Consider the following 14,212-nt stretch of genomic DNA (forward strand, 5'->3'; position numbering starts at 1 on the left):
GAGATCTTAACCTCAAAATAATAATGATACTTATTATTAAATAGCAATGATAATACTTATCATTTATGGCAATATAACTATATCGAGTTCCTGATGCATTGGCAATTGGCGCGGCTTCAACGTCATGAAACAGGAACATCAGGCTGCCGATATCATCAGAAAGGAAAAGAAGGGTTCCAAATGCAACGTCAAGTCATTGGCTATACAAAAATGGAAAATGAAGTGCTGAGCGAACAACTCGAATCAGCCCCATTTTTCTTTGCTTCTCCGACCCATACCATGATGGGCCTAGGCATCGAACAGGACATTCACCAACCGATCCGTTTTGCTCAATTAGCGGAGCAAGCGTATACCATGTTACAAGCGGCAAAGTGTCATGAAACGGATAACCCCGTCCTGTTTGGGATCGTGCCATTTCATGAACAGTACCCAACACGCTTTGTTATTCCCAAACAACTATGGGTCTCGAGCAGTACCCGGTGTTCTACTAATAGAATGAATAATCTGCCGTCAAACGCGAAAGTGATTTCCTCGCCTTCCGGTCAACATTACCGCCAAGGGGTCACCGATCTGCTCAATCTATTTGCGAACACAGAGCTGGCTAAAGCCGTGTTATCAAGAGCCATAGAAGTTGAAACGGATGCAGATATTCATCTACCAAACCTACTTCGCAACCTCTTATCCATCAACACGAAAGGCTATACCTTCGCCGCAGATATTACTCCCGGTATCAAATTAATGGGAGCCAGCCCTGAATTGTTGATCGCCAAAAAAGGCAACTCTGTGACCTCCAATCCCCTTGCTGGATCACGCCCGCGCACTTCAAATGAAGCGCATAATGAAGCGGCACGTTTATCGTTACTCAACACACAAAAAGATCTCTATGAGCACAGCGTAGTGGTAGAGGAAGTGGAACGTATTTTGAGCCAGTATTGCCACAATCTCTATACCCCGATGACACCATCGGTTATCGAAACACAGACCATGTTACATCTTTCTACCTTGCTAGAGGGTCAAACCATCGACACCAACCTCAACGTGCTTAGTATTGCCTCCCAGCTTCACCCTACCCCAGCAGTGTGCGGCTATCCTCGCGCTCATGCTTATGAAGCCATTCGTGCGATTGAACCATTTGATCGAGGCTACTTCACTGGCATGGTTGGCTGGTGTGACTCGCGTGGCAATGGAGAATGGGTGGTGACTATCCGGTGCGCAGAAGTGCAAAAAAGACAGATGAAGGTATACGCCGGAGCTGGCATTGTTAATGAATCAGAACCACAGCGCGAATTAGATGAAACGGGAGCCAAGATGAGCACGATTTTGTCTGCCGCAGGCATTCAACTCAATGAACAACTGACCGCCTAGGAAGTCCGATGAAAAAACCACCAGAACTTGACTACACACCATGGCCACAAGCATTAGCCGATCAATACCGAGCCCTTGGCTATTGGCAAGATAAAACCCTGCTGGATTATTTACGGGAAAGTAAACAAAAATACGCTGAATATGACGCGATTATTTGCGAACAACGTACCATCACTTACCGAGAACTTGTCGATAGTGCTGCACAGTTAGCCGCGGGATTTCATCGGATTGGCTTACAACGTGGCGATAATGTGGTGTTGCAAATGACCAACATCGCTGAATTTTATCAGTGTTTTTTTGCACTACTACAAATTGGGGTTCGCCCAATACTCGCACTGCCAGCCCATCGTCAGATGGAAATACGCTATTTCTGCCAACATGCCGATGTTAAGGCCTATTTTATTGATGGCCAAGCGACGACCTTCGATTATCAAGCGTTAGCCGCAGAGATCCTCCAACAATGCCCAAGTGTTAAACACATCATTGTCCGAGGTAAGGCCTGCGACCCCCGCTTTATTTCTTTGAACGAATGCTTTCAACCACCAATACAAGAACAGTATGCTCACGCCAATGACGTGGCCTTTTTCCAACTCTCAGGAGGAACCACAGGGACTCCCAAGCTGATCCCACGTACCCATAATGACTATGCTTACAGTGTTACTGGTAGCGTTCAGATCTGCCATTTTGATCACACGACGCGGTTTCTGTGTGTTCTGCCCGTTGCGCACAACTTTCCGCTCAGCTCACCGGGAGCATTAGGGGTGTTTTGGTCTGGAGGCTGTGTGATTCTCACCCAAGATCCCGCACCACAAAGTGCATTTGAAATGATTGAGCGCCATCGTGTCACCGTCTCTGCCTTAGTGCCCCCTTTGGCTCTACTATGGATGGACTATGCAGAAAAAGCCACACAGGACATTTCTAGCCTTGAGTTACTGTTAGTTGGCGGCGCTAAATTCAGTGAAACTGCCGCACGAGCATTACCGAAAAAGCTTCATTGCCGCTTACAGCAAGTGTTTGGTATGGCGGAAGGGCTAGTCAACTACACTCGATTTGAAGATAGCGAACCAATCATTGCCAGTACTCAAGGCCGGCCTATGTCACCCCATGATCAAGTTCGAGTGGTCGATGACGAAGGAAACGATGTAGCAATCGGTGAAGAAGGTTTTCTACTTACTCAAGGACCATATACCATTCGTGGTTACTACCGTGCCCCTGCACATAATGAGCACTCATTTACTGCTGATGGTTTTTATCGTACTGGCGATCTGGTGAAGCGTACCGCTGAAGGTCACATCATTGTCACGGGACGAGAGAAAGATCAGATTAACCGCGGAGGTGAAAAAATAGCCGCAGAAGAAGTAGAAAACTATCTGTTACGTCATCCTGCCATACACGATGTTGCTCTGATCGCCGTACCTGACGATTATCTTGGCGAGCGCAGCTGCGCAGTGGTGGTAACACGCTCAGAGCACACAATAAAAGCACTGGAACTAAAACGCTTTTTACGTGATCTCGGCGTGGCCGATTTCAAAATCCCCGATCAAATACAGTTTATTGATACCCTGCCCAAAACGTCGGTAGGTAAGGTGGACAAGAAAAGTTTACGAGCACTTTATAGCCAAACTTCACCGAAACAGCATCAACGAACAGGGGAAATGGCATCAAAACCATCGTAAGAGCAGAGATCACGTGAGAAATACAAAAATCAGCAAGCGCAGAAAACCCTGCGCTTGCTGTTTAGCCTAGTTGAAGCCGATCACTCAAACTTGTTTGGATTATGCGACCCACTGAGTTGTAGCCACTCTGACAGATTAATGAAGTTTGAGATTCGGTCTCAGTACTCGGTTAATCCTTCCCACCAACATCATCAGTCCCGTTTTTATCACACCATGTAAAGCCATTTGGTGCATGCGATAAAGTGAAATGTATACAACGCGTGCAATACGGCCTTCAACCATCATTGAACCTTTGGTTAAATTCCCCATCAAGCTTCCAACGGTAGAAAAACGGCTTAATGAAACGAGCGAACCATGATCTTTATAAAGGTAAGGTTTCAGTTCACGACCATTGAGTTTAGCAACGATATTTTTGAAGGCTAAACTGGCCATCTGGTGCGCAGCTTGTGCTCTTGGTGGGACAAAAGAACCATCAGCTTGGGTGCATTGCGCTAAGTCGCCGATCACAAAAATATCATCGTCTCGCGTAGTTTGTAGTGTCTCTTTAACCACTAACTGATTAATTCGGTTCGTTTCTAGGCCCGCAATATCTTTCATAAAATCAGGCGCTTTAATTCCTGCCGCCCACACCATAATCGTCGCGGTAATTTTTTCACCGTCTTTCGTGGTTAAACCATCTTTTTCAGCCTGTGTCACCATGGTTGATGTTCGAACATTCACACCAAGCTTGGTCAGTTCGCTATGAGCGGCGGCTGAAATTCTTGGAGGTAAGGCGGGTAAAATACGCTCTCCCGCTTCTACTAAGTTGACATTTAGCTTACTTGAGTCAAGATCGCCAAAGCCATAAGTACGCAATTCTTTCACTGCATTATGTAATTCAGCCGAGAGTTCAACGCCCGTCGCTCCCGCTCCCACAATCGCAATATCAACGGTACCGTTGCCATTTTTTGCATGAAGTTTTAGAAACTCATTATTCATTTCGGTGCGAAAACGATGAGCTTGTTCAGGGCTATCCAAGAAAATACAGTGCTCACGAACCCCAGGAGTATTGAAATCATTAGACGTTGAACCAATCGCTAGCACCAGTAGATCATAGTGCAGTTCACGCTTAGGCATCAACAGCTCACCATGCTCATCGGTCAGCTCACTCAAGACAATTTTTTTGCTGTCTCGATCAATCGCTTCCAAACTACCGAGTTGAAAATCAAAACTGTGGTTTTTAGCATGTGCCCGATAACTTAAAGCGTCAACGCCCTCATCCAACGAACCTGTTGCTACTTCATGCAGCAAAGGTTTCCACAAATGGCTAGAATTTCGATCAACTAAGGTCACGCTAGCACGATTCTTACGTCCCAAAGTTCGTCCCAGTTTCGTTGCTAGCTCAAGCCCTCCAGCTCCGCCACCGACTACAATAATACGTGTCACAATTATCACCTTTAAAAGTTTTAATAATCAGCTTCAGCATTAATCACTATGCTGAAATTTTAAAATTAGAGTCGTAGGTCTGTAGAAATCAGAGTGCTCATCAATGAATCTTGTTCTTTTTATTATGTTATTTAAATGTTTTGCCGCCCAATGCTTACCGAGCAAATATTAATTTTTATCCTTTTCGTACTAAGCACGGGGTAGCGCAAATTTTCTCATTTGCTAATTTTTCATACTCTACCTATTTTTTGACACCCATCAAGTTTTTTATTCTTGATTAATTATATAGAGTAAAATAAGGCCGCCATATGTTGATTAACGGTTAACAATTGGTAAACACCTGAATAAACACAAAAGCGAGAGGGAGTGAGAATGAAGGGATCAACAATATTGGGTATTAAAGCAGCTCCACTATCGAAGCTGCGTATTGATTTAAATTAAGCCCCTTTAAAGGCCTTAATCGACTGTAGATGTTGCGATATTTTCTTAAATTTATGCGGCTGCTCATCATCCCAGATAATTTGATAATAGTCTTGTAGCTCCTGAGCGGCCTTTTGATTGTCTAAGACTTCATCATGGCGAGAAAGAAAAACCAGACAGCGGCCCTTATTTTTCATACGATACTGTTCGACACATTTTGTCGCAATATCTTCATACTCTTCCGGCCGGTCAATTTTCCCTGTCATGGTGTTTTCTGGATGCAAATTAGGGTTAAACATCACCTGTTTTATCCCACATAAAAAACCAATTCGCTCAGACCAATACCCGCCAAGACCGACACCACAAATGACAGGATCCGGATCATTGGATAATTCAATCGCTTTATGAACTTCTTTTAATAAGTGCTGCATATCATGCTTTGGATGTTGAGTGCTATAACTGATAAAACGAACATCATCATCGATAAACTGTAATTGCAGCACTTTTTCGTGATTTCCAGGACTTGTTGAATCAAATCCATGTAAATAAATAATCATACAACCCTACCCCCCGCTTACTGAAGATTTTAATTTACACATGAAAGGGATGGTTTTAAAGCGCTAAATGCTCACTTCCCCCGATTGTCTGGTGACGAAGACTCAGCCAGCAGTTGATCTTTAAAATGCACAGCTTGCTGATAATACTCTTCGTCGCCCCATAACTGATAAGCCACTAAATACCAAAGCATCGCCATCATTTTAACCTTAGGTTGCCATGCTTTTACGCCTTCAACCCACCGATCAACCTGCTGAATATTCCGTAGCTGACAATAACGAAACACTGCGTCCAGTAATTTTTCCCCAGCCACATCAATACTGATGGCCAGATCCAAACGGGGGTCAGCCATACTGGCATATTCCCAATCAATGATCCGGTAACCTGTTTCTGTTTTTATTAAGTTATAGCCCGCTAAGTCAAAATGACACAAGGTTAGTGGCAATGATTCACAGTGAGGCAACGTTCGCCACTTTAAATATAACTGCTCAAAAGATGGCGTTTTAAGCTCTGATTTAAGTTGTAACCAGTAATGATCAACGCGAGCAGTATAATTAAAAGGAGGAGCCGGAATTCGAGCGCTCTCTAATTGATGGACCTGTGCCAGTACTTTGAGAATATGCTCCCATGCCCCCTCTTCGGTTAGCACGTTTCCAGCGATCCATTCCACTAACAAACCTTGATCATTAATAGTGATCGCTTTAGGGCCAAGGCGGCTGTTCTCAATTGCTTTCAGAATCTGATATTCTTGAAAGCGAGAAATAGAAAATCCTTTTGTCAAAAGGGTATTAGGACGCCAAACAAACGCAAGCTCGGCTGACAGGGTAATTTTCCAACATCGATTGGTTAGCCCTCCAGTCAGTGTTTGCGCATATTCAGGCGTTGAGGTAAAGAAATGAGTTAACGACTGTAATGTCGGATCGAGTTGACAGGCCTCACGCCATGACATCCTTGCCATTTCTCACCTCGTTAATAAGCAAACATCAATGTTTACCAACCTAAGAAACTTTTCGACTGTTGTTTACGAATTTCTGTTTCATCAGCCCATTCGATTAACCCTGTCTTTAAGTCCATTAGACGCATCGTCATTTTATAGTAGACATCTTTATCACTACCGGCATTTTTTACAATGCTAGATAAATTGCCATACAACATATACTGCGCCCCAACCATTTTACCAAATTGAATGGCTGTACTTTGATCAACAAGCTCATCATTATTTTGGAAATTAAGCTGTGCACGCACCGCATCCACTCGGTCCATATCAACAAAACGGAACTTACCAGAATTCAACATTTTGGTACTGATGGTGTCGGTGATCGATTCGGTATCAATGTGTTCACTGGTCTTATTTTTGATCCGCTCAACAAAGACGATGGGACGTGCATCACGTGTAATAGCAGCGACCGAACCGGACATCATCATGCTATCAACCATATCAGCCGCTATTTTTTGTAAATCGGTAGACCCAAAATCAACGGTGACCGTTTCAACAGCTTGAGCATCGCCATAGCTAACGCGGTTAGAACAGCCACCGAGCAACACCACAAGACCAAGAAGCGCTACAATACTTTTATTCATTTTTACCCTCTACTTATCCTATCCACTAATTATCCAGTTCGCGAATCTGAACACGAAACTGCTTACCTTGTGGATTAACCGATACTTCTGACAGTGATCGTGTTTCATCACCACGTAAAATGACTGATGTCCAAGGCCCTGGCTGAATATTCACTTCCAACCCATCTGCATCATACCAATAGAAGCGGTATTGTAGATGTTGATCCCCACGATATTGACTTGAAAGACGTACAATGCCTCGAGTTTTTCCATACACATTTTGAGTTGAAATATCATCAATCTGTATGCGACTCGCCAGAACGCGATCCCCAAATAGGACTTGCTGACTCGCGCCATCAATACTTAGCCCCGTAGTATGGCTTGTACAAGCACTCATTAACCACACCGCTAACAGTGTAACGACTATTTTTTTCATCATAACCTTCCCAACTGTTTATGCCAAAGCGTGGAATGACGCCCCTGACGAGATAACCAAACCAAGGTCGTTCCACCTTCAGGCACGGTGAATCGATAATGTTGCGTACCAACTTGTAACACTTGTTCACCTGCCGCGACAATTGCACTGCTGGTCACTACTCGTTCGGGCAAGGTTAACCAGCTACGAGTGTCTGGTTGCTCGGTTAATGTATTAAACACATTAAGAAGCAAGTTTCCAAACCCATCACTTTGTGTGCTTTCTTTGCGAATTTGATCTTTTACTACCACTCGCAACACTTGTCGAATCACCATCGTAGGCATTCGCTCAGATAAATCGTTGTGCGCCATTGCATTAACGTCCACGACCACGTCACCCTTTAACGGTAACTGATTCAGAATTAACGGCGCAAAAACCTCTTGCTGACTCGATGCATAATAAGGTAATGCTAAAGAATACAATGCGGTATTGCCTCGGCTGTCAGATAAAGGTAAAGATAATCGCCACTCTTGCCTTGGATCAACCACACCCAATTCTTCAATAATAATCACTCGTCCCTGCTGCGCTTGTCGTGAAGTTGGTGGGCCATAACGCTCATTTAGCTGACGCAAGTCGTCTCTCATCCCCAACCGTTGGGCCACTCGTCGTACTCCATCAATCACCACTGGGTTATTTTCCGCTACAGCTAAAGCACGCCGATAATCGACATAAGCACTGTTTAAATCATTCGCTGCTTCGTATAGAAGAGCGGAAAGATAGAATAAATAGCCATTCTGCACCGCTTGTAGCCTTGTACCCGCATCTGGATATTGAGCTAATATCGCACCTAAATTAGGAGAAACGCCTGTACTACGCAGCTCTTTTTGTACCCGTTCTAATTCGGCCTGACGATTTTTTCGCGCTTGTTCTTGAACCAAGTTCGCACGCCGCATTTCCACAAGTGCACTTTCTAACTGATTACGTTGAAGATAGTTCAACCCCAAATAAAGGTGCAAGAATCCTAATTCATAATCAGCGGGAGTATACTCACTTAAATTATCATTGAGTGCCAATGAGCTCACACTCGTCGCCGTTGAACTGAGCGAGATGACTGCTTTTTCTTGCTGCTGAGTGACCGCGGCAACGGACATGTCTAGTGCGGCTTTACTTTGCACATATTGCTGAGCGAGGAAATAAACACGCCCCTTTTCTAAATTATCAAGAATATCGCCCGCTACGGGTTTGGATACATATTCCGTTGCACTTGAATAATCGCCCGCTTTTACCGCTTGATAAAGCGCTTTATTTTGGGCGCTATAGTGACTAAATAGGTTACCAGCGCTGAACTGGGCACAGGCATTAAGTAATAAACAGACGAGTAATAGGAATAGAGGTCGTAAATATAAGCTCACGCGATTGTCCGCCTCAAACAAAAGTGAAACCGTTAAGCAATGGCCCAACGCTGGGCCATATCAAGTTAACCAATCAATAATGGCCCGAGCGGTCGACCACCAACTAGATGCATATGAATATGGTAAACCTCTTGCCCTCCATGAGCATTACAATTCACCAATAAACGGTAACCATCTTCGGCGATGCCTTCTTGTTGAGCAATTATCTTTGCCACCGTAAATAATCGCCCGAGTGCTAGCTCATCCTCTGCTTGTACATCATTAACGGTGGGAATCAATTTGTTAGGGATAATTAAGATATGACTCGGAGCTCTTGGATTAATATCTCGAAAAGCAGTCACAAGGTCATCTTGATAAAGGATATCCGCAGGAATGTCTTTACGGATAATTTTACTGAAAATGGTTTCTTCAGCCATGAAGTTCTCCATCAATAGAATAATGAGATTATTAGGTTTATCTGAGTATGCGACAAGGGGCATTAAACCTCAATAAAAAGCACAATCCAGTTATCAAAATCAACAATTGCATTCATAAATGGAATGGCAAAAAGTGTTTTTGCAGCTCTCGTCATAAAATGCGTTTTTTAATCTCCATACAATACTAATTAATTTGTTAATTTTTTATGACCGTTTGTCATAACGATTAAGACCATCAAAGGTAAGTGTTGTAGACCACATGTTTTATATAAAAACAAGTGCATTTAACACGGTTTTATATTAGATGCGTCATATTTTTAATGAGAGAATGTTCAAGGGAGAGATGCATGCAAGGTTCCGTTATTAGGCGTATGTATGCCGGATTTACACTAATTATTATTATGTTTGCCATCACCGTCATGATCATGATGGATGGTATGAAGCAAATCCACTCCAACTTTCAAGGGGTTTCAAAATCTGCATTACCACTCGTGTCATTGTCTAACCAAACCAGCGTACAACTTCTATCTGCGGACAAATCATTTAAGGATTTTTTAACCACTCAAGATAGTGAGCGAATGGCAGAAAGACGCGCAGAATTCGCTCAAGCACAAACCGAATTTCGCACCGTATTACAACAATTAGCACAAGCAAGCACTGCTCACCCCGATCTTGAAGAACGCATTGACGAGTTACGAAAGCTAGAACAACGCTACTTTACCGAAGCTTATGATGCAATGAGCAACTACCAAGCGATGTTTACGTCACAAGAGAAAGTACAACAGTCAACGCGTAAATTTCAGCGTCTGCACTCTGAGCTTAGCGTGGGCATGAAAGAGTATGTGGATGACCAAAGTAGTATTTCAGTTAAAGTTATGGCAAAAAGTTACTTCATCAAACTTCGTGATGCTGAAGTAATTACCTCTGATGCGCTTGCTAGCTCTGATGTGGTTTTCGTTGAAGAGGCGGTGGCAAATAACCGTAAAGCTGTGGCTCACCTCAATTACTCTTACCGAGGACTCACCGCTCAGCTCCCTGAACTCAAGAAGGTGTTTGATGACTCGGTAGCCCAATTTACTCAAGATATTGGACAAAAAGGTGGGGTGCTGGATCAACATAATGAGTACTTAAAAGCTCGTACTGCCTTGTATGATAATATTGCCAACTTAGCGGCTGAAGTCGATCATGCGATGGTCATTCTTGATTCATTCAACCAAACCGCTACGCAAGAACTCAATGCAGCCTTAACAGAAGCAGCCGAAGTTTATGATTTAGGCGTATATCGAGCGATTGGTATTGGGATTTTAGTGGTCTTACTTGCTACCGGTATTGGCTATCATATCGCACATAGTGTACGTAGCCCACTCAATCGTATTCTTGCTACTCTCGAAAGCCTCACACAAGGTGATATGACCAAGCGTATTGAAGTCCGCTACAATAACGAATTTGCTCGAGTCAGTACCCACATCAACTCACTCGCAAACAACCTACATGATATTTTGGTCAAGTTAAATGAAGCTTCAGATAATTTAACTGCCACGGCAAATAGCAATCAGTCGACCTCACAAAGTGCACAAAACAAACTGAATGGTCAACGAGAACAAACCGCGAATGTGGCCACAGCGATGACAGAAATGGCACATTCCGTTCAGGAAGTCGCGCATAGCGCGCAAAGTTCGCTGCACATGGTTCAGCAAGTTGAAAGTGCTTCTGAATCCGGCCGACAAGTGATGAGCAATAATATTTCTACCATCAATCAATTAGAGTCTCGTCTTAACGACTCGGTTCATGCTGTCGGTGAATTGCATAAAATGAGTAGCCAAATTGGTTCTATTTTAGACGTCATCCGTAACATAGCCGAACAAACTAACTTACTCGCGCTGAATGCAGCCATTGAAGCCGCTCGAGCAGGAGAACAAGGTCGAGGTTTTGCCGTGGTGGCCGATGAAGTTCGCGTCTTAGCACAACGAACGACCGAGTCAACATCAGAAATTGAAACGATGATCAGTAACCTTCAAAACAGCTCTGGTACCGCAAGTAAAGTGATTGAAACTTGCATGCAAGATATGGAGCAATCGGTTGAGCAAGCCTCTAGTGCTAACAGCGCAATGGAAGAAATCCAAGCGCTGATTATAGAAATTAGCCAAATGAGTACCCATATTTCTCAGGCCGCAGCAGAACAAAGTGAAACCACCAGCTCAATCGCACGGAGTATAGAAGATATTAACCATATCGCGGACGAAAGCTACCAAGCCATGAATCAAATCGCACAGACGAGTGAGAGCCTAACCCAACTGGCCAATCAGCAAGGTCAACTCGTCCATAGGTTTAAGTTATAAGATACCAATATGGCTGATTTTTCAAGCAACGAGAATGCGGTTCTCGGTATCGATTGTTAGCCTAACGTCAAAACTGCTCATCAGGGTGACTTTTCTATCCGGTCACCCTTGTTTTTTTGCTCGCTCACCGTTATATGATGAGCAGGGCTTGCTTCATTCTTTTCTTTTTCCCCCATTTTGCAAGCCAAACATGAGGATAGAATATGGCTGTTCATGTTGGCATTATTGATCAAGATCCAGTACGTTTGATCACCCCCTTATTAGATAATCGAACCGTTAGTCGACACATTGTCTTCATCGGTGATCAAACGCAAAAAGTGATGTATGCTCGTCTACATACCGTATTAGAACAACGTGATATCACTTCTGAGTTCTTTGAAATTCCTTACGAAGCTAATATTAACGAAACCAAGTTAGCCATCCGTCGGCTCGCCGATGAGCTAAAAAATCGCCAAGTCGAAGTAAAACTGAATGCCAGCTGTGGCCTACGCCATCGGTTATTATCTGTTTATGAAGTATTTCGAACTCATCACTGGCCTATTTTTGTCGTAGAGCCCCGGAGCGATCGACTGTGCTGGCTCTATCCAGACGGCAGCCAAGATACTCAAGTACAAGACAATATTACGATTGCCGATTATTTGACTATTTTTGGCGCACGAGGAGAATTTAGCCAATATAACCGCCCTCCTCTGTTAGATCAAAAGTTGTACCAGCTCGGTGAGCGGTGGGCTAGCCATGCGTTAGAGCTGGGGCCAGGCCTTGCTACCCTAAATTACTTAGCGACGACCTGTCGTAAAGAACAGCGGTTAGATGTTGTGCTCTCCGATAAACAACAAGGTTACCGTGAACTCAATTTATTGATCACGGATCTGGTAGAAGCCAATATTGCGACATATCAGCAAGGTTTACTCACTTTTGCCGATGAAGATGCGCGCCGATTTGCCAACGGCGAGTGGTTAGAAACGCTGGTACACAGTACGGTTAAACAGATACAAGATATTATGCCAACCATACAAGATCGGTCACTTAACGTCCAAGTTTACCGTCAACTCGGTGAGCGAGAAGTGCGTAATGAATTAGATGTCGCAACGGTCGTCAACAATAAACTACACATTATAGAGTGTAAAACAAAAGGGATGCGTGATGATGGTGACGATACTTTATACAAGTTAGAGTCATTACGCGACTTACTTGGCGGGCTGCAAGCCCGTGCGATGTTAGTGAGTTTTCGTCCATTAAGACATAACGATATTACACGTGCAGAGGATTTAGGGCTTGCTCTGATTGGGCCTGATGAATTGAAAGATCTAAAAACACATCTAACGCGTTGGTTTCAAGCTGCAGGAGGTGGCGAACTCTAAGCGCAGGTTCAACCAAAGAAAAAGCCCAATGGGCTTTTTCTGCTGAATCTTATATGGCACTGATGGAAAACTAGCCATCATCTTCAGTAAAGTTTGATGGTAACGTCGTTTTCATTTGATTCCATATTTGCGCACTTTCAAGACCATAGTGGCGAATGACTATCGGTAATTGATCCCGATCACCAGAACAACACACGTCTAGCAAGTCACGATAAAAAGATAATGCTAACTGACGAGCTTCAGCGTTAGAAAAGTAATAACTACCCACTCTGTCATACAATTTTTTCAAACCATTAAAGATCAAACCGTAGATTTGATTGCCGGAATGAAAGGCTAAACGCTGAAATAACATATAATCATAAAAATTAAATGTCTTCGCTATGAGCATTTCTTCACGGGTATATTCCTCGTTATCAGTTTCATCTTTGATGTGCTGTTTAATTTTATCAGCGTATGGCGAGGTGGTAATAAAGACATCCCAGGACTCAGCCGCTAATAATGCTTCGCAAGATTCAATCACATTGCTAATTGTCCGCTCTGAGCTCTCTTTATTAATCTTGAATGCGTAACGCATGAATATCGGACTAATATTGGTTCGCGCGGCAAGTAAATCTTCAACGATACTGGTGGCATTTTCAGCATCCAATGTCATTAATGTGTCGAGAATATGTAAACCTGAGGTTTCCATAAACTGATTTACTTTAGTCGGCTTACCATGCTGAATGGTTAACCAACCATCTCGTGCAAGACGCTGAAGAACTTCTCTTAATGTCGTTCGAGTAACACCAATTAGCTCCGAAAGCTCTCGCTCGGCAGGTAAAATAGATCCCGGAGGGAAACGACCATTCCAAATGCTTTCAATAATGTATTTTTCTGCAAAACCTGCTGGGCTTTTTGCTTTGATGACCATTAACTACTCATCCAGTTTCTAATTTATTTGGGTCGAATAGCACTCATCATACCACTAGTTTTCATTGAGCGGAAACAAACCATTATTAAACGCATCACATCACTACCATTAGAGTAACAACTCTATTTCAATCGTTCATCAAGATAATATCCACTCATTTATTCAATTTAATTTATCAAAAAGTAATAGTGAAAAGCACGCTCGTGTGGTTTACTCACACTCGATCATCCACTACTCTTCTATATCCGAAATAGGGCTTGACCATTTTATAGGTTCACTAAACCATTAATTGGTCAACGTTCAATCAATAAGGAGAGCTGTGAATTTATTCATTTAGTGCGGTTCGCGCCTAAGCACC

General features: G+C 43.3%; 12 protein-coding genes. 4 read left to right on the forward strand and 8 right to left on the reverse strand.

Annotated elements, in window-relative coordinates:
• Window positions 1-180: 180 nt before the first annotated feature.
• Both FKN05_RS05115 and FKN05_RS05120 read left to right on the forward strand, forming a co-directional pair.
• Window positions 181-1,365 carry an isochorismate synthase gene (locus FKN05_RS05115; RefSeq protein ID WP_170887242.1) on the forward strand — a complete coding sequence of 395 codons (1,185 nt, stop codon included), beginning with the start codon at window positions 181-183 and terminating at the stop codon, window positions 1,363-1,365.
• An 8-nt stretch (window positions 1,366-1,373) separates the two neighbouring features.
• A complete protein-coding gene (locus FKN05_RS05120) occupies window positions 1,374-3,041 on the forward strand; it encodes a (2,3-dihydroxybenzoyl)adenylate synthase (RefSeq protein ID WP_170887028.1) in 1,668 nt (555 codons plus the stop codon).
• 135 nt (window positions 3,042-3,176) lie between these two features.
• Here the strand turns inward: FKN05_RS05120 and FKN05_RS05125 are convergent, their stop codons facing one another.
• The 7 genes from FKN05_RS05125 to hinT all read right to left on the reverse strand — a co-directional run bounded on the left by FKN05_RS05125 (window position 3,177) and on the right by hinT (window position 9,244).
• Window positions 3,177-4,466: an FAD-dependent oxidoreductase gene (locus FKN05_RS05125; protein WP_161430510.1), complete on the reverse strand. Its 1,290-nt coding sequence runs from the start codon at window positions 4,464-4,466 to the stop codon at window positions 3,177-3,179.
• 437 nt (window positions 4,467-4,903) lie between these two features.
• Complete coding sequence (gene ycfP / locus FKN05_RS05130; protein WP_161430413.1) at window positions 4,904-5,443, reverse strand: alpha/beta hydrolase YcfP; 540 nt, start codon at window positions 5,441-5,443, stop codon at window positions 4,904-4,906.
• Between the two features lie 71 nt (window positions 5,444-5,514).
• Complete coding sequence (locus FKN05_RS05135) at window positions 5,515-6,399, reverse strand: phosphotransferase (RefSeq protein ID WP_099612156.1); 885 nt, start codon at window positions 6,397-6,399, stop codon at window positions 5,515-5,517.
• Between the two features lie 32 nt (window positions 6,400-6,431).
• Window positions 6,432-7,022, reverse strand: coding sequence for a penicillin-binding protein activator LpoB (gene lpoB, locus FKN05_RS05140; protein WP_099612155.1), 591 nt, complete (start codon window positions 7,020-7,022; stop codon window positions 6,432-6,434).
• A gap of 25 nt (window positions 7,023-7,047) precedes the next feature.
• Entirely contained in the window at window positions 7,048-7,437 is a 390-nt protein-coding gene (locus FKN05_RS05145; protein WP_099612154.1) for a YcfL family putative periplasmic lipoprotein, read from the reverse strand.
• Window positions 7,437-8,828 carry a COG3014 family protein gene (locus FKN05_RS05150; protein WP_170887029.1) on the reverse strand — a complete coding sequence of 464 codons (1,392 nt, stop codon included), beginning with the start codon at window positions 8,826-8,828 and terminating at the stop codon, window positions 7,437-7,439. The genes FKN05_RS05145 and FKN05_RS05150 overlap by 1 nt, the downstream gene beginning before the upstream one ends.
• Window positions 8,829-8,893: 65 nt before the next feature.
• On the reverse strand, window positions 8,894-9,244 hold the full coding sequence (hinT, locus tag FKN05_RS05155; protein ID WP_099612640.1) for a purine nucleoside phosphoramidase: 351 nt from the start codon (window positions 9,242-9,244) through the stop codon (window positions 8,894-8,896).
• A gap of 347 nt (window positions 9,245-9,591) precedes the next feature.
• Between hinT and FKN05_RS05160 the strand changes: the two genes are divergently transcribed.
• A complete protein-coding gene (locus FKN05_RS05160; RefSeq protein WP_170887030.1) occupies window positions 9,592-11,583 on the forward strand; it encodes a methyl-accepting chemotaxis protein in 1,992 nt (663 codons plus the stop codon).
• A gap of 203 nt (window positions 11,584-11,786) precedes the next feature.
• Window positions 11,787-12,944, forward strand: a complete 1,158-nt coding sequence (locus tag FKN05_RS05165) for a DUF1887 family protein (protein ID WP_170887031.1) — start codon at window positions 11,787-11,789, stop codon at window positions 12,942-12,944.
• 70 nt (window positions 12,945-13,014) lie between these two features.
• Here the strand turns inward: FKN05_RS05165 and fadR are convergent, their stop codons facing one another.
• The gene (gene fadR / locus FKN05_RS05170) at window positions 13,015-13,854 is read right to left on the reverse strand and encodes a fatty acid metabolism transcriptional regulator FadR (protein ID WP_099612151.1); all 840 of its coding nucleotides are present in this window, start codon (window positions 13,852-13,854) and stop codon (window positions 13,015-13,017) included.
• Window positions 13,855-14,212 lie beyond the last annotated feature (358 nt).

The sequence above is a fragment of the Vibrio sp. 1-1(7) genome (genome assembly GCF_013048485.1).
Taxonomy (GTDB): Bacteria; Pseudomonadota; Gammaproteobacteria; order Enterobacterales; family Vibrionaceae; genus Vibrio; species Vibrio fujianensis.